Raw genomic sequence first — 18,122 nt, forward strand, 5'->3', positions numbered from 1 at the left:
ATCGATCTTGCATGGATGACACACGCTTGTCACACGCGTTGACACAGCCGCCGCAGAGCCTCAACAAGGGAGCCGTCGGCGGCCTGCGCGCGTCGGCGGGACTTGGGCGTCTCGCGCGGCTCCGGGTCCCCGTCCATCGGCCGATCGAGGCCGCCGGAAAGCTGGTGCGGGTGGTGGTCGAGGTGGACGGCAGGGAACCTGCCCCACGGTTCCCTCGCCCCTGTGAGCCTGTTCGGCCACGTCATCTCGAGGGTCAGGAAGGATCGACGAAGATGTCGAGCGCCAGATTCCCGGCGAGGCCGACGGGATCGTAGGCGGACAGGTCCTCGATCCCTTCGGCGGCCAGTTACCTCGTCATCGATGAACAGATTGCCGGTGCACGCGCGCGCGTCACGCGTCAGCACGGCGTACGCGGCATCGGCCATGATCTGCGGGCTGCGGGCCCGATCGGCGTCGCCGACGACGTTGCGGACGGCGGCGGTGTCGATCAGGGTGCGAGGCCAAGGAGAGTTCGCGGGGATGCCGTCCGGGGTCAGTTCCGCGGCGAGACCGAGGGCGCACCGGCTCATGCCGTACTTCGACAGCGTGTAACCGAGGTGCCTGCCCATCCAGTGTGCGGCGAGGTTCAGGGGCGGCGACAGGGTGAGGATGTGTGGGTTCTCCGCCGCGCGCGGGTGGGGGATCGCGGTCCTGCTCATCAGGAAGGTGCCGCGTGCGTTGATGGCCTGCATGAGGTCGTAGCGCTTCGTCTACAGCCGCTCTGTCGGCGACAGGTCGATGGCGCTCGCGTTGTTCACCACGATGTCGATACCGCCGAAAGCGGCGACCGCTTGGTCGACGGCGGAGCGCACAGCCTCCTCGTCGTGGACGTCCCCGACGACCGCCAGCCCTTTGCCACCCGCCTTCTCGACCTCTTCGACGGCCGTGTGCACGGTGCCCTCCAGCTTGGGGTGCGGCACCCCGGTCTTGGCGAGCATCACCACGTTCGCACCGTCGTGGCTTGCCTGCCAGTGGGGGTGCCATGGGGTGAACCTTCAAGAGAGAGAAAGCCCGGCCGTTCAGGCAGGGAATGTCTCGCAAGCGCGGTCATGCGGCCGAACATGCGGACGCTGCGGGTGACACCGCCGCCGGGGAGCAGACCGAGCGTCACCTCGGGCAGCCCGATGTCGTATGTGCCCTCGGCTGCGACGCGGTGGTTGGTCGCCAGCGCGATCTCCAGGCCCCCGCCCAGCGCGGCGCCGGCAGCTCCTCACGGCGCAGTCCGGTCCGTTCCGGGAGCCGGGCACGGCGGGCACGCAGGAAGCGACCCAGCTCCGTGCCCCCGCTCGTGCTGACCTGCTCACGTCTCATGAATTCAGTGTGACGCCCTCCTGAACTGCGAGGGAGCCGTGTGGGGGGTCCTGTCACACCCCGGACCGGGACTCCCCGGCGCCAGGCCACAGGTTGGGCCATGAGCGTGTCGACTCCCGGATGTGGTCTCAGGCCTCCGGGATGGCGCGGCCGTAGGCCGCGAGGGTGACGGACTCGGGCTCGGGTCCGCCGCGGCGGCCGGTCTCGAGCGCGTCGAGGGCGGTGAGCTCGTGGGCGGTGAGTTCAAAGTCGAACACGTCGATGTTTTCGGCGATCCGGTGGCGCTTCGTCGACTTGGGGATCACCGAGCGGCCCTGCTGGATGCCCCAGCGCAGCAGCACCTGGGCAGGGCTCTTGCCGTGTGCCCCGGCGATGCCGGTGACGACTGCGTCCTCCAGGACGCTCTCGCGGTCCTCGCCATACCCCGGATAGAAGGTGATCCCGCCGATGGGTGACCAGGCCTGGTTGAGGATGCCGTGCTTGTCGTCGAGGTCGAGTACGGTGCGCTGCTGGAAGTAGGGGTGGATCTCCAACTGGTTGACCGCGGGGACGACGGAGGTCGCGTCGAGCAGCGCGGTCAGGTGGTCGACCATGAAGTTGCTGACGCCGATGGCCCGGACCTTGCCGTCGGCCAGGAGCTTCTCCAGGGCGCGGTAGGCGGCGATGGTCTTGTCGAAGTCCGACGGGAGGGCCTGATGCAGGATCAGCAGGTCGATCTGGTCCACCCCGAGCTTCGTGGCGCTCTTGTCGAAGCCGTGCAGGGTCTCGTCGTAGCCGTAGTCGCTGATCCAGATCTTGGTCTCGATGAACACCTCGTCGCGGGATACCTCGGAGCGGCGGATGGCCTCGCCGACATCGCGTTCGTTGCCGTACGCCGCGGCGGTGTCGATGTGCCGGTAGCCGAGTTCGAGGGCGGCCGTGACGGCGGCCTTCGTCTCGTCGGGCGGGGTCTGGAAGACGCCGAGCCCGAGGGCGGGCATCTCGACGCCGTTGTTGAGGGTGAGGGTCTGCACGGTCATCAGGACCTTTCCTTGTGGGCGTCACGTGAGGGCAGGACGAATGCCGGCACGGTCAGGGTGGCGAGAGTGAGCAGGACGGCGGCGCCCATGAGCGCGGCACCCGAACGATCCGCGATGTCGGACCGGATCTGCGGCAGTCCGGTGAAGACGATCGAGTTGCCGAGGATGACCATGAAATAGCTGATGCAGATGCTCGCGAGGATCAGGGTGGGCCGGGCCGGGGCGGGCCCGTCCGACGGTACCCCGGCGGGCGGCGCCTCGCGTGGTACCGCAGTGGTCATCGTGGCATCCGCTTCCTTGCGATTCCAGGGCATCGGGGGTGGTTGTCGTCGCCGCCCCCCGGTCCAGTCGCGCCGCGCCCGCGTCCGGACGCTCATGGCCGCACCAGCACCTTCAGCGCCTCACGCGCGTCCATGGCCTGGTAGGCCTCCGCAACATCCGCGAGGTCGACGGTGCGGTCGAAGACGTGTCCCGGTTCGATCCGGCCGTCGAGGATGTCGGGGAGAAGCTCGTCGATGTAGGCGCGGGCCGGTGCGGGGCCACCGGTGAGGGTGATGTTCCGGCCGAAGAGGCTGGTGAAGCCGATCGGGGCCTCCTCGTACTGGGGCACACCCACGCGGCTGATGGTGCCGCCGGCGCGGACCACGCCGTACGCCTGCTCGTAGGCAGGGCGGTACCCGACGGCCTCGATGACGATCTCGCTGCCGCCGCCGGTGAGCTCGCGCACCTTCTCGATGCCCTCGGCGCCGCGCTCGGCGACCACGTCGGTCGCCCCGAACGCGCGACCGAGATCGGTCCGGGCGGTGTGGCGGCCCATGAGGACGATCTGTTCTGCGCCGAGCCGCTTCGCGGCCAGCACGGCGAGCAGGCCGACCGCGCCGTCGCCGATCACGGTGACGGCGCTGCCCGGCCTCACCCCGCCGCGGACAGCGGCGTGGTGGCCGGTGCCGAGCACGTCGGAGAGGGTGAGCAGGGAGGGGACGAGCGCGTCGTCGGCGCCGACGGGGAGCTTGACCAGGGTGCCGTCGGCCAGAGGCACGCGGGCGGCCTCTCCCTGGCCGCCGTCGATGCCGTTCCTCGCCCAGAAGCCCCCGTGCACGCAGGAGGTCTGCAGTCCGGCCCGGCAGAACTCGCAGGTGCCGTCCGAGTAGGCGAACGGGGCCACGACCAGGTCGCCCCTCTGCACGGTGCGGACCTCGCCACCGGTCTCCTCGACCACCCCGATGAACTCGTGGCCCATCCGGACCGGCCCGTCGGCGGGGGACATCGAGTGATAGGGATGCAGGTCGCTGCCGCAGACGCAGGCCGCGGTGATGCGCACCAGCGCGTCGGTGGGTTCCTTCAGGCTCGGGTCGGCGACATTCCCGACACGGACGTCACCGGCTCCGTACATGAGTGCTGCGCGCACGATCTTCCTTGGGTTCGGATTCGGGCTTCGGCCCTTGACCCTGTCCATGTAACCCGCACCCGTGCGTACGTGGGAGTCCCTGCTGTTCCAGGTAATGGCAGTGCCTCCCAGACCGCCGCCGCCCGACCTAGGGTGAAGGAGCCGACAGAAGCGTCATGGCGAGACAGGAGGAACACCCCTTGACCGGCACCGACAGGAAGAACCTCGCCGCCGAGGTCCGCGAGTTCCTCAGCACCCGGCGGGCGCGGATCTCACCGCAACAGGCAGGCCTGCCGTTCCACGGTGGCAATCGCAGGGTCGCGGGGCTCCGCCGGGAGGAGGTCGCCCTGCTCGCGGGAATGAGCGTGGACTACTACATCCGGCTCGAACGCGGGAACCTCAGCGGAGCCTCGGACTCGGTGCTCGACGCCCTGGCCCACGCGCTGCAGCTCAACGAGGCGGAACGCATCCACCTCTACGACCTTGCGCGGACCGCGACTCCCTCCGGACGGCGGCCCGCGGTGACCACTTCCCGTGTGCGCCCGACGATCCTGCGGATGCTCGACTCGATGACCGACGTGCCGGCGTACGTGCGCAACGGACGCTTCGACATCCTGGCCGCCAACGCGCTCGGCAGAGCGCTGTACGCCCCGGTCTTCGACTCGCCCCTGTTTGCCCAGCGCGGGCCGGTCAACACCGCCCGTTTCCTGTTCCTGGATCCGGCGGCCCAGGACTTCTGGGTCGAGTGGGACAAGGGCGCGGACGACTCGGTGGCCTTCCTGCGCAGCGAGACGGGACGGGCGCCCCACGACAAGGCGCTGACCGACCTGATCGGCGAACTGACGACCAGGAGCGACGAGTTCGCCCGCAGGTGGGCGCGCCACGACGTGAAGCTGCACCGCTCTGGCGTCAAACACCTACGCCATCCCCTGGTCGGTGAACTCGCGCTGCCCTACGAGGCGATGGAACTGTCGGCCGATCCCGGCCTGCGCATCAACATCTATGCCCCAGAACCGGACTCACGCGAACAGGAGGCCCTCGGCCTCCTCGCCGGCTGGGCGGACACGGGGACCGTCGTCCCCGCGCGGAACGACTGAGAACGAGGAGAGGAATTCATGCACTACCGACCGCTCGGTCGCACCGGCGTCCAGGTCAGCCCGCTCTGCCTGGGCGCGATGATGTTCGGCCCCTGGGGCAACCAGGACGAAGCCGACTCGGTGCGGATCATCCACCGCGCCCTCGACGCCGGCATCAACTTCGTCGACACCGCGGACGTGTACTCCGGCGGGGTCTCGGAGGAGATCGTCGGCAAGGCACTCAGGGGCCGTCGCGAGGACGTCTTCCTGGCGACCAAGTTCTTCATGCCGATGAGCGAGGACGACCCCAACCAGCGCGGTGGATCGCGGCGCTGGATCGTCCGCGCGGTCGAGGACTCCCTGCGACGGCTGGGCACCGACCACATCGACCTCTACCAGGTGCACCGCCCCAGCCCGGACACCGACGTCTCCGAGACCCTCGGTGCCCTCTCCGACCTCGTGCGCCAGGGCAAGGTCCGCTACCTCGGCTCGTCGTCGTATTCCGGTTCCCAGATCGTCGAGGCGCAGTGGGTGGCGCGGGAGCGTCACCTGGAGCGGTTCGTCACCGAGCAACCGCCGTACTCGATCCTCGTGCGGGGCATCGAGGAGGACGTGCTTCCCGCCGTGCGCCGCCACGGTATGGGGACGCTGACCTACAGCCCGCTCGGCGGCGGCTGGCTCTCCGGCCGCTACCGCAAGGGGGCATCCACCGATCCGGCGTCGGCCGCGCGTCCCCCGGCCCGCTTCGACATGAGCACGTCGGCCAACCAGCGCAAGCTCGACGCCGTCGAACAGCTCGCGCTCCTGGCCGAGAAGGCCGGCCTCACCCTGATCGAGCTGGCCGTCGCCTTCGTGATCAATCACCCCGGCGTCACCTCGGCGATCATCGGGCCGCGCACCATGGAGCAACTGGAGGCGTTCCTGCCCGCCGCCGACGTCACACTCCCGGCCGACGTGCTCGACCGCATCGACGAAATCGTGGCCCCCGGCGTGACCGTCAACCCCGTCGACAACAGCTACGGCGACTTCGACCTACGAGCCGCCCAGCGGCGCCGCTGACACCGGGCGGCATCGCTGCCGGATCTGTTTGGGTCAGCACGCCGGGCTGGGTGAAGTACGGGTGCGGCTCGACCTGGTTGACGGCCGGGACGACATCGGTGCGCTCCACCGGGTCCCATGTCGGTGACGTACAGGTGTCCGTCATTGACCGCCGTGGCGCGGGGGGAGGCCAGGCCGTCGGCGTCGGTCAGAACCGTCCTGACCTTGCCGTCCGGGTAGATCACGGACACCTTTTGAGGCTCGTTCTGCGCGGCGAAGACATGGCAGGCCCCGCTCACGTCGAGCGAGCGGGGCCTGTCGGCTGGTCCGGAACTGGGGTCAGGCCGTGTTCAGCTTGCGGTGATGCGGGCGTTGACCCGTCGCATCCAGTCCTGGTCGGTGTGCCACATGGGGTGGTGCGGGGCCGCGTTGGATGTCAGGACGACGCCCTGGAAACCCGCGGCGAGGCAGCGGTCGACGACGAACTCCGCGATGTCCTTGCCGACGGCGTCCTCCTCGAAGCGTGTCAGCAGCGGGGTGTAGCCCACGACACCTTCACCGAGGACGGCGGGGGTGCCACGGCGGCGGGCGAAGTCGGCGACGGAGTCGACCCAGGAGGCCAGCGTCTCCCGCATGGCCTGCCGGTGCGCCGGATAGTTCTCGTAGAGCCACAGGTCCCAGCGGTCGGGGTCGACCCAGTCGTGCGCGTAGAACAGTTCGCGCGGTATCCCCGTGGCGGCCAGACGCCAGGGCTCGTCCGGCTGGTAGTCGGCGAAGGCGGGTGCGTCGGGGCGCAGCATGGCGGCCAGTTCGGGGGTGGGCCAGGTGGCGGTCTCGGGCGCCGCTTCGGTGCCGTGTCCGAGTCCCACCGCCTCGTACAGTGCGCCCAGCACGCCGTAGACGTAGAAGTGGAAGTGCGCGATCTCCGCCTGCTCGGGCAGGTCGTCGAGCTCATCGGGCCAGGGCTCGCCCAGCGAGTAGGTCACGGGGATGGCGGGGTGACGCGCCTGCAACAACTTCACCGCGCGCTCGAGGGGCCCGCGCAGTCGGGCGTAGTGGCCGGGGGTGCCGTCGGCCGGTACCAGGTCGCAGTTGTCGACCTCGTTGTGGACTTCGACGTAGGCGACGGGGCCGGCCAGCCCGCGCTCGGTGAGGAAGTCCAGCAGCTCGGCGAGCGCTTCGGCCACCGCTTCGGCGCGGTCCGGGCCGGGGACGGCGGCCAGGGCGCGGTGCCAGGTGTCGGTGTCGGCGAAGCTGGGGGACTGCTGGTACTCCCAGGAGGACACGATCACCTTGCAGTCGTGGCGGGCGGCCGCCTCGAACAGCTCGACAAGGCGCCGGCGGCCGTCCAGCGGATAGCCGCCGCGCACGTCGTACCAGCGGGTGCGCTGTCCGAACTGCTCGCCCAGCCCGCGGACCTGGAGGAACTCGGGCTCGTCGACGCGTCCGGAGAACAGCAGGAAGGGCATGGCGCAGATGCGCACAGCGTTGAACCCCCGGTCCACCGTCTCGGCGAAGGCACGGTCCAGGTCGGCGAACGGCTCGCCGGGACCTGCCTGTGTGTACCAGCTGAAGTCCCACAGGGTGATGGCGAGTCGGCCCGTGGTCGCGCTTGTGGCGGCCTGCTGTTGTGCGGTCATGGGATCACCTGTCGTTCGGTGCGGTGGGATGCCGGCGGCTCGGCGCCACCACGCTAACTCAATTCATTATTTATGAATAATCCTTGACGAGGGTGGCGGGGTTGTCCAGGCTGTGGGACGAACGAATACGCACGTGCATCAAGGAGCCGCCCGACATGACCGAATCCATCCATCCGTCCCGGCGTACCGTCGTCACGGCACTCGGCGCGGCCACCATCGTCGCCCTGCCGGCGTGGCCCGGGACGGCGCGAGCGGCGGACGGTACGACCGCCGCCGCGAACGGCCCGGTGCTCGACACCCACCCGGCCACCGAGCCCTCCGGTACCCATGTGCGCGATGTCGGTGGCACCAACGTCGTCTTCCAGTACGGCACGGTGCTCCCCGCCTTCGACGGCTGGCGCACCCATGAGTCCACCCGCGACTACCTGTCCCTGGACAAGCGGTGGCGTTTCCGCTTCGACCCCGCCGACCAGGGACTCGACGAGGGCTGGCAGTCCCCGCACCACGACGACCGGGCATGGGGCCGCATCGACGTCCCGGCGGCCTGGGACCTGCTGGACACCCCCGGCTTCGGCTCGGAGACGGCCCCCTTCGGCAAGGGCACGGCATTCACCGACGGCTATGCCTGGTACCGCACCACGGTCGACGTACCCGCCTCCTGGCATGCCCGGCATGTACGCATCGCCTTCCTGGCCGCCGGGTACAGCGCCGAGGTCTGGGTCGACGGCACGCACATCGGCAAGCACGAAGGCGCAAACTCGCCCTTCGCACTTCCGGTCGCGGGGGCGCTGCGGCCGGGGGCGCGCCAGACGATCGCCGTTCGGGTCTTCCGCCGGGCGAGCTACAGCGACTACACGGCCTCGACCGCGCAGCCGGTGACCGACGACCACGAGCTGCCGTACAAGCCCGTCGACTACTGGCCCTACGCCGGGCTTACCCGGTCAGCCTGGATCGAGGCGGTCCCGCAGGTCACCGTCACCAAGCTGCTCGTGACCGCCGCGAACGGGCGGCTCGAGGCACGCGCGGTCGTCGAGAACCACGGGGCCTCGGACTTCGACGGCTGGCTCACACTGGATCCCGGCCGGGGGAGTGGTGCCAGGCCCACCCGGGTCTCGGCGAGGATCGCGGCTCGATCGGCCGGTGTCGTACCCGTCTCGGTCCCCGTGCCCCACGCTCCGCGCTGGAGCCCTGCCGCGCCGCACACGCTCACCGCCCGCGCCACGCTCACCGAGGGGAAGCCCTCGGGCCCGCGGGTGGACACGTTGTCCACCGTGTACGGCGTGCGTGAACTGGCCGTGAGGGACGCGCAGTTGCGGTTGAACGGCAAGCCGCTGTTCCTCAAGGGCCTCAACTGGCACGAGGAGACGGCCGCACACGGCAGGGCGATGACGCCGGCCGAGTACGACCGGGAACTGGGCCACGTCACGGCAGTGGGCGCCAACTTCATCCGCAACTGCGTCTACAACCGCCACCCGTACGTCTACGAGTGGGCGGACGCGCACGGCGTGCTGGTGATGGACGAATTCGACACCATGTGGCTCAACACCGCCCAGGAGAAGCTGCAGACCGAACAGTACGGCCTCGCCCGCGCCCTGGCCCTGACGATGGCGTGGAACCAGCACAACCACCCGTCGGTGATCCTCTGGGGCCTGCAGAACGAGTCGGAGATCGACGCGGACGGCGCTCCGGTCTACCGGGCCTGGCTCGGCGACCTCAAGGCTGCCGTGAAGTCGGTCGACCTCACCGCCCGCCCCGTGACCTGGGCCTCCAACACCAGCAACGACCCCGCCTTCGACATCGCCGACGTGGTCGGGTTCAACGAGTACTTCGGCTACTTCTACGGCAAGGACGCGGACCTCGGCACCACGCTGGACGCGGTGCACGCGAAGTACCCCGACAAGCCCATTCTGATCACCGAGAACGGCACCTGGGCCGTGGCCGGCACCCACGGCCCCGACACCACGCAGGGCACGGAGGAGTGGCAGGCGGCGAGCTTCACCGCCCACTGGGCGCAGGTGACCGCGCGCAGCGCGTTCGTCGCCGGGTTCACCTACTGGGTGCTCAAGGACTACAAGGAGCGGGCCGGGTACAACCAGTCCTACAACGGCATTTCCGTCATGGGTCTGCTCACCTTCGCCGAGGAGCGGCCCAAGCTCGTTTACGACGCGTTCCGCAAGGCGGTGAATCCCAGGGTCAGGTGACCTGTCCGGGCACGGCAGGAGGGGGAGGGGCGGTCCGCCCCTCCCCCTCCTGCCATCGAGCTACGCCTCGGTCAGGACGGCCACTCCGGCTCCCGGCAGCGTGACGCGGTCGGTGGGAGCCCCGCCCTGGACCAGGGCGTCGGTCATCGGCGCGGGGAGCGCGATCTCCACCTCTTCCTGACCGTGGTTCAACAGAAAGACGAACCGTCCGCCGTCGCCCTCGCGCACGGTCGCCTGGACGTGTTCGGGAAGTCCGGGAAGGACGGGGCCGACGTTCGCCGTACGGCAGACGTCGTCGATCAGTGCCCGCATGGCCTGCGGTGCGAGACGCGTCGCGACGTACCACGCGTGTCCCTCGCCGAAGGAGTGCCGGGTGACGGCCGGCTGCCCGGCCAGCGGCCCGGCGCCGAACTCGGCCACCGTCTGGGCGCCTTCGGGCACGACGGCCTCCGACCACAGGTCGGCGTGGCTGACCGACCCGTCCGAGTGGCTGATGTCGACGGTCTCCGTCTCCGCCAGCGGCCAGAACTCCTCGACGCGCAGGCCCAGTACCTCGCGCAGCGGTGCGGGGTATCCGCCCAGGTGCACCCGGTCGCAGTCGTCGACGATGCCGGAGAAGAACGACACCAGCAGCCGGCCGCCACCGCGCACGAACTCGGTGAGGCGTTCGGCGTCCCGCTCCTTGAGCAGGTACAGGTTGGGCACGACGACCAGGCGGTAGCCGGACAGGTCGCGGTCCGGGGGTACGACATCGCAGGCGATGCCCGCTTCGAACAGCGGCCGGTAGTGGGCGAGCGCGATGTCCATCTGGTTCAGCGCGGTGGACGGGTGCGAGTCCAGCTCCAGGGCCCACCAGCTGTTCCAGTCCAGCACGAGGGCGACGTCGGCGGTGGAGCGGCTGCCGGCGATCTGCGGCACGGAGGCGAGCTCGCGGCCCAGCTCGCTCACCTCTCGGAAGGTGCGGGTGTCGGTGCCGCCGTGCGGGACCATCGCCGAGTGGTACTTCTCGGCGCCGCCCCGGGACTGGCGCCACTGGAAGTACAGCACCGCGTCCGCGCCCTGGGCTACCGCCTGCCAGCTCCACAGCCGCATCCGCCCCGGCGGCTTGGGCCCGTTGCGGTCACGCCAGTTCACCGCGCTGGGCGCCTGCTCCATCAGCATCCACGGCTGGCCGGCGCGGGCGGACCGGGTGACGTCGTAGATGAACCCGGTCGAGACGTGCGTGTCCTCGTCGTGCGGGTCCTGGTAGACGTCGACCGAGACGACGTCCTCCTCGGCGGCCCACCGGAAGGCGTCGACGGGCTTGTGCACGCCGATGAAGTTCGTCGTGACGGGAACGTCCGGGGTGATCCGCCGCAGCACCTCCTTCTCGGCCAGATAGCACTGCAGCAGAGCGTCGTCGGAGAACCGGGCGAAGTCCAGCTGCTGGCCCGGGTTGGGGAAGGTCGGCGCGAGCCGCGGCGGCAGCACCTCGTCGAAGCTGTCGTAGCGCTGGGCCCAGAACGCCGTCGACCAGGCGTCGTTGAGCGCCTCGACGGTGCCGTAGCGCTCGGCCAGCCAGCGCCGGAAGTCGGCCGCCGACTCGTCGCACCAGCACTGCGGGGTGTGGCAGCCGTACTCGTTGCCGATGTGCCACATCTCCAGGGCGGGGTGGTCGGCGTACCGGGCGGCCAGCAGCTCGACCAGGCGGGTGGCGTACCCGCGGTACACGGCGCTGGAGGGGCAGTAGTGCTGGCGTCCGCCGGGCCACATCCGGCGGCCGTCGGCGGTCTCGGGGAGGATCTCGGGGTGCAGCCTGGACAGCCACGGTGGCGGGGACGCCGTCATGGTGGCCAGACATACGGCCACACCGGCGTCGGCGAGGTTGTCCATGACCCGGTCGAACCAGGTGAAGTCGTACTCCCCGGGCCTTGGTTCCACCTTGGCCCAGGAGAAGATGCCGGCCGTCACCATGGAGACGCCGGCCTCCTTCATCAGCGCGACGTCCTCGGCCCACACCTCCTCGGGCCATTGTTCGGGGTTGTAGTCGCCGCCGAAGGCGATCCCGTTCGGGCGCAGGTGACGCCGGCTGTCGACCGGCAGTGAAAGTGCCTGTTGCATGAGCTATCCGTAGTTGATTGAAATACCTGGGTGTGTGGGCATCAGACGGTGACTCCGTCCCCCGCGTGGGGCCGGACCGCCCGGTCCGGCGGCGTCAGCCCTTCACGCTGCCCTCGGTCAGACCGCTGCGCCAGAAGCGCTGCAGGGCGACCATGGCGATCATCAGCGGGACGACGGAGACGAAGGCGCCTCCGACGGTCAGCTGGTAGAGCTGCGGCTGGCGGTCGGCGAAGGACTGCCACGACGTCAGGCCGAGGGTGATGGGGTACAGCTTGGCGTCGGACAGCATGACCAGCGGCAGGAAGTAGTTGTTCCAGATGCCGACGAACTGGAAAAGGAAGATCGTCACCAGGGCGGGGGTCATGATGCGCAGAACGACGACCGTGAAGATGCGGACCTCTCCCGCGCCGTCGATGCGGGCCGCCTCCAGCAGCTCGTCCGGTATGGACGCCGCGGCGTAGATCCGGCACAGGTACACGCCGAAGGGACTGACGAAGCTCGGCAGCAGTACGGCCCAGTAGGTGTTGGCCATACCTGCCTTGCTGAACAGCAGGTACATGGGCAGCGCCAGCGCCGTGGCGGGGATCAGGACGCCACCCAGCACGATGTTGAAGATCGTGTCGCGGCCGGCGAAGGAGAACTTGGCCAGCGCGTAGCCGGACATCGCGGCCAGAAGCGTCGCCACGCCCGCGCCGACGCCCGCGTACAGCAGGCTGTTGGCGGCCCAGCGCAGGTAGATCGCATGGTCGTAGGTGACCACCTGGTGCAGGTTGTGCCAGAACTGAGGATGGGAGAACCACAGGCCGAAGCTGCCGAACAGGCCGCCGGTGGACTTGGTGGACGCCACGACCAGCCAGTACACCGGGAGCAGGAAGTACGAGGCGGCCGCCACGAGCATGCCGGTGACCAGGATGCGACTGCGCCTGGTGACCCCGGTGATGCCGCTGCGCGGCGTCGTGCCGTCGTCGGAGGCCGGCGTCTCGCCCCCTGGAGGGACCGTGCGGGCCGGTGTCTGGAGACTCACGCGTCCCCACCTCCCTTGTTGATCAGCCGCAGGAATCCGAAGGAGAGCACGAACGCGGCGAGGGCGAGCAGCACCGCCTCGGCAGCGGCGAGGTGGTAGTTGTCGTTGGTGAACGCCTCGTTGTAGGCGCTGAGGTTGGGGGTGTAGGCGCTGTCGATGCTCGACGAGACGGGCTTGAGCACCAGCGGTTCGGCGAACAGTTGCAGCGTGCCGATGATGGTGAAGACCGTGGTGAGGATAAGCGCCGGGCGCAGCAGCGGCAGTTTGACATGCCGGACCGTCACCCACGCGCTGGCGCCGTCGATGCGGGCGGCCTCGTACAGCTCCGCGGGGATGGTACGCAACTGGGCGACGAGAACCAGGACGTTGTAGCCGGCGAACTCCCACGTGACGATGTTCGCGATGGACCACAGGACCGTGTTTCCGCCCAGCAGGTCGACCGATATTCCCAGGTGGTGCATGGCGTCCACGAGAGGGCTGACTCCCGGAACGTACAAGAAGCCCCACAGGATGGACGCGATGACCCCCGGAACGCCATAGGGCAGGAAGAAGGCGGCGCGGAAGAACCGCACGCCCCTGGCCGAGGCGGTGTCCAGCAGCAGCGCGAGCCCGGCGGCCAGCACGACCATCACCGGCACCTGGACGGCCGCGAACAGCAGTACGCGACCGATGCTCTGCAGAAAGGCGTGATCGGACAACGCGTCGGAGTAGTTGCGCAGCGCCACGAAGACGGTACGGGTACCGCCGAGCCCCAGGGCTCCGGTGTGCTCGTCATCCATGACGCTCTGGTAGACGGCGTAGCCGATGGGGACGGCGAAGGTCAGTAGGAACAGCAGGAGGAACGGCGCGACGAAGGCGAAGGGCGCCAGATTCCTGCGGCGGCGGGGCGCTCGGGTGGGCATGAGGGTACTTTCTGGAGTCCGGCGGGGGGAACGGCGGAGGCCGTGTCCCCCCTCCGGAGGTGGTCACTGGCCGGTGGAAACCTTCAGACCCTTCCTCTTCAGGTCCTCGACGGTCTGCTTCTGTGCCTGCTGGACCGCGGAGACGAACGAGCCCTTGCCGGCCACGGCGGCCTGGAAGCCGTCATTGAGGTGCTGGTAGGTGGCGTCGATCGTCGGTATCCACTTCCACGAGTTGTCGATGCTCTTGTCCGACTTCGCGAAGACCTCGTTGTACTTCTGGCCTCCGAAGAACGGTGACGGCTTGTCCAGCGAGGAGCCCTTGTACCCGTCGGCCGCCGCGGGCCAGCCGTATCCGCCCTGCAGCAGCAGGTCGACGCTCGCGGGGTCGGTGTTGAGCCATTCGGCGAACTTCAGGGCCTCGGGGATGTGCTTGGCGCCCTTGAGGACAGCTGTGGAGGATCCTCCCCAGTTCGCGGACGCGTTCGCTCCCTTCGTCCACTGCGGCATGGGTGCGACCGCCCACTTGCCCTTGGTCTGAGGAGCGTTTCCGCTGATGATGGCGTCGCCCCACTGGGCACTGACCCACGAGGTGATGCCACCGGTCTGCAGGTCCTTGTACCAGCCGTTGGCGAAGTCCGGTTCGGTCTTGATCACCTTCTGGCTGCGCAGTTTGTCCCAGAAGGCGGCGACCTTGAGGGTCTGCGGGGAGGCGATGTTCACCGACCAGGTGTCGCCGTTCACGCCGAACCACTTGGCGCCGGCCTGCCATGCGAGTGCGGTGAACCAGGCGGAGTTGCCGGCCGGGAAGGTGCTGATGTAGGCCTTCGGGTCGGCGCTGTGGATCTTCTGTGCCGCCTGGGCGAACTCGTCCCACGTGGCGGGCGGCTTGATGCCGTACTTCTTGAACAGGTCGGAGCGGTAGAACAGGCCCATCGGGCCGGACGCCTGGGGGATCGCGTAGACCTTCGAGCCGAAGACCCCCTGCTGCCACTGCCAGTCCACGAACTTCGGCTTGTCCTTGTCCGCGCCGTACTGGGACAGGTTCACCAGACCGTTCTCCAGCAGGAACGAGGGGATCTCCTGGTACTCCACCTGCGCCAGGTCGGGCGCGTTGCCGCTCTTGAGCGCGGCGCGCATCTTCGCGTAGCCGCCGCTGCTGCCTGCCGGGATCTTCTCCAGTTTGACGTGGATGTCCGGGTGAGTGGCGTTCCACTTGTCGACGGCCTTGTCGACACCGGGGACCCACGACCAGAAGCGCAGGTCGACCTTCTGGCCGGGCTTGGCAGGTGCCTGGAGTCCCTTGTCCTGCGAACCGGTCGAACCCCCGCAGGCGGAGATCATCAGGGAGGCGGCGGCAAGGGTCACAGCGAGTGCGCCCCTGCTTCTGCGGAGGGGTGTGGTGCGGCTCATGGGAGGAGGTCCTTCCTGGCTTCGTACTGGAGGTGCCTGTTGTTGCGTGTTTCTTGCCGGTCAGTTTCGGAGCGGTGTCGCCACCCCGTCAAGATATATTCATAATTAATTGAAACAGCTATGGTGGATGCAGGCGTCAGAGGAGCAGGCTCCCGACGCGCAGACCTCGGACGCGCAGGCACCAGATGGGGAGACACACGCGATGACGGAATGCCGCAGGATGACCGGGCTCGTGGCGGTGATCACCGGCGCAGCGCACGGAATCGGCGCGGCCACGGCTCGAAGGCTGGCGGCCGAGGGCGCGACGGTCGTGGTCACGGACGTGGACGACGCGGCCGGCAAGGCGGTCGCCGCAGGCATCGAGGACAGTGGAGGACGTGCGGAGTACGTACGCTGCGACGTGACCTCGGCCGTCGACTGGGAGAACCTGGCCCGCCACGTCGGTGAGCGTCACGGACGGCTGGACGTGCTGCACAGCAACGCCTTCGCCCAGCTCAACAAGCCTGCCCACGACATGAGCGAGGCCGAATGGGACGGCCAGATGGCCGTACTCCTCAAGCCGGCCTGGCGAGGGATGAAGACCTTCGCGACCATGTTGCGCGAGGCCAGGGGCTCCGTCGTCCTCACCTCCTCGGTGCACGCGGTCATCGGCCTGCCGGGCCACGCCGCCTACGCCGCCGCGAAGGGCGCGCTGTGCTCGCTGGGGCGGCAGTTGGCCGTCGAGTACGGACCGGACATCCGGGTCAACACGGTGCTGCCAGGCCCCATCCTGACCGCCGCCTGGGACGGGATCCCGGAGTCCGACCGGGAGCGCAGCGTGGCCGCCACGGCGGCGAAGCGGTTCGGGCAGCCGGAGGAGGTCGCCTCCGCCGTCGCCTTCCTGGCATCGGCGGACGCCTCCTATGTGACCGGAGCGAGCCTGGTGATTGATGGAGGATGGAGCGTCATGAAGGAGTCCTCGTGAGCGCCGCGCACCGTGCGGTGAGCCGTGCGCGGCGTCCGCGGACAGGACCTATACGGAAACGGAGACTGTGGTGACCCATCCTGGTAGGGGACTGCACGGCCAGGCCGTGGAGGAGCTGGGCCGACGCATCATCCGCGGCGACTACCCCCCCGGCTCCGTCGTGGACCCGGCCAACTTCGAAACAGAGCTCGGCGTCAGCAAGACCGTCGTGCGTGAGGCGTTGCGTGTGCTGGCGTCCAAGGGCCTCCTCGAATCGCGGCAGAAACGCGGTACGACCATCCGGCCCCGCGCCGACTGGAACCTGCTCGACAGCGATCTGCTGCGCTGGCAGGGCAGCAGCGCTCCCACCGAAGGCTTCCTGGAGGACCTCGCCGAGGTCCGCGCGATAGTGGAACCCGCGGGAGCCCGGCTCGCCGCGGCCCGCCGCACCACATCCGACCTGGACGCGATGCGTCACGCGCTCGACGCGATGGCGGCGGCGGGGACGGACGCGAACGCGGACGCGATGATCGAGGCGGATCTGGCCTTCCACCGCGCCCTGTTGGACGCCGCGCACAACGAACTGCTCAGCCGGATGGAGGTGGTCATCGAGGCCGGTCTGCGCGTGCGCGACCGGATCGTGCACGGTGCCCAGCACTTCTCCGACTCCATTCCCGTACACCAGGACCTGTTGGACGCCGTCGAAGCACAGGACCCGGACGCCGCCGTGGCGGCCGTCGAGTCCCTCCTGGCGCAGGCGTCCCACGACCTGGCGGCCGTACGGGCGCGGGAAGACCACGACGAAGTCGCGACCGACACGCTGCCGAAGGAAGTGTCTTGAAGATAACCGGAGTTGAGACGTTCCTGGTGGCTCCGCGCTGGCTGTTCCTGCGCGTCGCCACCGACGAGGGCGTCACCGGCTGGGGTGAGCCCCTCATCGAGGGCCGCGCCGAGACCGTACGCGCCGCGGTCCACGAACTGGCCGACTACCTCGTAGGGCGTGACCCGCTGCGCATCGAGGACCACTGGCAGGTGCTCACCAAGGGCGGCTTCTACCGGGGCGGTCCCATCCTCTCCAGCGCCGTCGCCGGCATCGACCAGGCACTGTGGGACATCGCCGGCAAGACCTACGGTGTCCCGGTGCACCGCCTGCTCGGCGGCCCCGTACGCGACCGGGTCCGGATGTACGCCTGGATCGGCGGGGACCGGCCGAGTGACGTCGCGGAGCTGGCCGAGGAGCAGATGAAGGCGGGCTTCACCGCCGTGAAGATGAACGGTTCGGCCGAACTGGCACCCATCGACACCCCGGCACGCACCGCCGAGGTCGTCGAACGCGTCGCGGCCGTCCGTGAGGTGCTGGGTGACGAGCGGGACATCGCCGTCGACTTCCACGGCAGGGCCTCCACCGCCATGTCGCGCCGCCTGCTGCCCCTGCTGGAACCGCTGCACCCCCTGTTCGTCGAAGAGCCCGTCAAGCCCGAGCACTCCGGCCACCTGCGCAGCCTGGCGGAGTCCACGAGCATCCCGCTCGCCACCGGCGAACGCCTCTACTCCCGCTGGGACTTCCGCGAGGTGATGACCAGCGGCATCGCCGTCGCCCAGCCCGACCTGTCGCACGCCGGCGGCATCTCCGAGGTCCGCCGCATCGCCGCCATGGCCGAGACGTACGACGTCGCCCTGGCCCCGCACTGCCCCCTCGGCCCGATCGCCCTCGCCGCAAGCCTCCAGATCGCCTTCTCCGTACCGAACTTCCTCATCCAGGAACAGAGCATGGGCATCCACTACAACCAGCAGTGCGACCTGCTGGAGTACGTGATGGACCCCGAACCCTTCCGCTTCCAGGACGGATACGCCGTGGCCGGCTCCCGCCCGGGGCTGGGTGTCGAGATCGACGAGAAGGCGGTACGCCACGCCGCCGAAACCGGACACCGCTGGCGCAACCCCGTATGGCGCGGCGCCGACGGGGCGTTCACCGAATGGTGACCGCCGCCGGCCCGGCCCCCGAACCCCACACCCGCGCCATCCCCAAGGA

General features: G+C 69.2%; 14 protein-coding genes and 2 pseudogenes. 6 read left to right on the plus strand and 10 right to left on the minus strand.

The window, feature by feature from the left end:
* Nucleotides 1–29: 29 nt before the first annotated feature.
* The 5 genes and pseudogenes from ACH45E_RS16210 to ACH45E_RS16230 all read right to left on the minus strand — a co-directional run bounded on the left by ACH45E_RS16210 (nt 30) and on the right by ACH45E_RS16230 (nt 3,777).
* Nucleotides 30–977, minus strand: a pseudogene (locus tag ACH45E_RS16210) (SDR family oxidoreductase).
* A gap of 95 nt (nt 978–1,072) precedes the next feature.
* Nucleotides 1,073–1,240: pseudogene (locus tag ACH45E_RS16215) on the minus strand (enoyl-CoA hydratase-related protein); the annotation flags it as partial.
* Between the two features lie 238 nt (nt 1,241–1,478).
* Complete coding sequence (locus ACH45E_RS16220; protein ID WP_361438443.1) at nt 1,479–2,369, minus strand: aldo/keto reductase; 891 nt, start codon at nt 2,367–2,369, stop codon at nt 1,479–1,481.
* Nucleotides 2,369–2,650 carry a hypothetical protein gene (locus tag ACH45E_RS16225; protein ID WP_361438441.1) on the minus strand — a complete coding sequence of 94 codons (282 nt, stop codon included), beginning with the start codon at nt 2,648–2,650 and terminating at the stop codon, nt 2,369–2,371. The genes ACH45E_RS16220 and ACH45E_RS16225 overlap by 1 nt, the downstream gene beginning before the upstream one ends.
* A gap of 92 nt (nt 2,651–2,742) precedes the next feature.
* Nucleotides 2,743–3,777, minus strand: coding sequence for an alcohol dehydrogenase catalytic domain-containing protein (locus ACH45E_RS16230; protein WP_361438439.1), 1,035 nt, complete (start codon nt 3,775–3,777; stop codon nt 2,743–2,745).
* Between the two features lie 155 nt (nt 3,778–3,932).
* Between ACH45E_RS16230 and ACH45E_RS16235 the strand changes: the two genes are divergently transcribed.
* Both ACH45E_RS16235 and ACH45E_RS16240 read left to right on the plus strand, forming a co-directional pair.
* A complete protein-coding gene (locus ACH45E_RS16235; RefSeq protein WP_361438437.1) occupies nt 3,933–4,853 on the plus strand; it encodes a helix-turn-helix transcriptional regulator in 921 nt (306 codons plus the stop codon).
* A gap of 18 nt (nt 4,854–4,871) precedes the next feature.
* The gene (locus ACH45E_RS16240) at nt 4,872–5,891 is read left to right on the plus strand and encodes an aldo/keto reductase (RefSeq protein ID WP_361438435.1); all 1,020 of its coding nucleotides are present in this window, start codon (nt 4,872–4,874) and stop codon (nt 5,889–5,891) included.
* 329 nt (nt 5,892–6,220) lie between these two features.
* On the opposite strand, the gene ACH45E_RS16245 is transcribed toward ACH45E_RS16240, so the two are convergent.
* Complete coding sequence (locus ACH45E_RS16245; RefSeq protein ID WP_361438433.1) at nt 6,221–7,510, minus strand: cellulase-like family protein; 1,290 nt, start codon at nt 7,508–7,510, stop codon at nt 6,221–6,223.
* A 155-nt stretch (nt 7,511–7,665) separates the two neighbouring features.
* Between ACH45E_RS16245 and ACH45E_RS16250 the strand changes: the two genes are divergently transcribed.
* Nucleotides 7,666–9,711, plus strand: coding sequence for a glycoside hydrolase family 2 TIM barrel-domain containing protein (locus ACH45E_RS16250; RefSeq protein ID WP_361438431.1), 2,046 nt, complete (start codon nt 7,666–7,668; stop codon nt 9,709–9,711).
* A 60-nt stretch (nt 9,712–9,771) separates the two neighbouring features.
* Here ACH45E_RS16250 and ACH45E_RS16255 read toward each other — a convergent pair whose 3' ends face one another.
* The 4 genes from ACH45E_RS16255 to ACH45E_RS16270 form a co-directional block, all read right to left on the minus strand.
* Nucleotides 9,772–11,811, minus strand: a complete 2,040-nt coding sequence (locus tag ACH45E_RS16255; protein WP_361438429.1) for a beta-galactosidase — start codon at nt 11,809–11,811, stop codon at nt 9,772–9,774.
* Nucleotides 11,812–11,905: 94 nt separating this feature from the next.
* On the minus strand, nt 11,906–12,835 hold the full coding sequence (locus ACH45E_RS16260; RefSeq protein WP_361438427.1) for a carbohydrate ABC transporter permease: 930 nt from the start codon (nt 12,833–12,835) through the stop codon (nt 11,906–11,908).
* The gene (locus ACH45E_RS16265; RefSeq protein ID WP_361438425.1) at nt 12,832–13,737 is read right to left on the minus strand and encodes a sugar ABC transporter permease; all 906 of its coding nucleotides are present in this window, start codon (nt 13,735–13,737) and stop codon (nt 12,832–12,834) included. The genes ACH45E_RS16260 and ACH45E_RS16265 overlap by 4 nt, the downstream gene beginning before the upstream one ends.
* 63 nt (nt 13,738–13,800) lie before the next feature.
* The gene (locus ACH45E_RS16270; RefSeq protein ID WP_361438423.1) at nt 13,801–15,147 is read right to left on the minus strand and encodes a sugar ABC transporter substrate-binding protein; all 1,347 of its coding nucleotides are present in this window, start codon (nt 15,145–15,147) and stop codon (nt 13,801–13,803) included.
* 220 nt (nt 15,148–15,367) lie between these two features.
* Here ACH45E_RS16270 and ACH45E_RS16275 point away from each other — a divergent pair, with 220 nt between their 5' ends.
* The 3 genes from ACH45E_RS16275 to dgoD all read left to right on the plus strand — a co-directional run bounded on the left by ACH45E_RS16275 (nt 15,368) and on the right by dgoD (nt 18,073).
* Nucleotides 15,368–16,111 carry an SDR family oxidoreductase gene (locus ACH45E_RS16275; RefSeq protein ID WP_361438421.1) on the plus strand — a complete coding sequence of 248 codons (744 nt, stop codon included), beginning with the start codon at nt 15,368–15,370 and terminating at the stop codon, nt 16,109–16,111.
* A 67-nt stretch (nt 16,112–16,178) separates the two neighbouring features.
* Complete coding sequence (locus ACH45E_RS16280; protein WP_361438419.1) at nt 16,179–16,931, plus strand: FadR/GntR family transcriptional regulator; 753 nt, start codon at nt 16,179–16,181, stop codon at nt 16,929–16,931.
* Complete coding sequence (dgoD, locus tag ACH45E_RS16285) at nt 16,928–18,073, plus strand: galactonate dehydratase (RefSeq protein ID WP_361438417.1); 1,146 nt, start codon at nt 16,928–16,930, stop codon at nt 18,071–18,073. Before ACH45E_RS16280 ends, dgoD begins: the two co-directional genes overlap by 4 nt.
* Nucleotides 18,074–18,122 lie beyond the last annotated feature (49 nt).

The sequence above is a fragment of the Streptomyces sp. NPDC020299 genome (assembly GCF_044387825.1).
Taxonomy (GTDB): Bacteria; Actinomycetota; Actinomycetes; order Streptomycetales; family Streptomycetaceae; genus Streptomyces.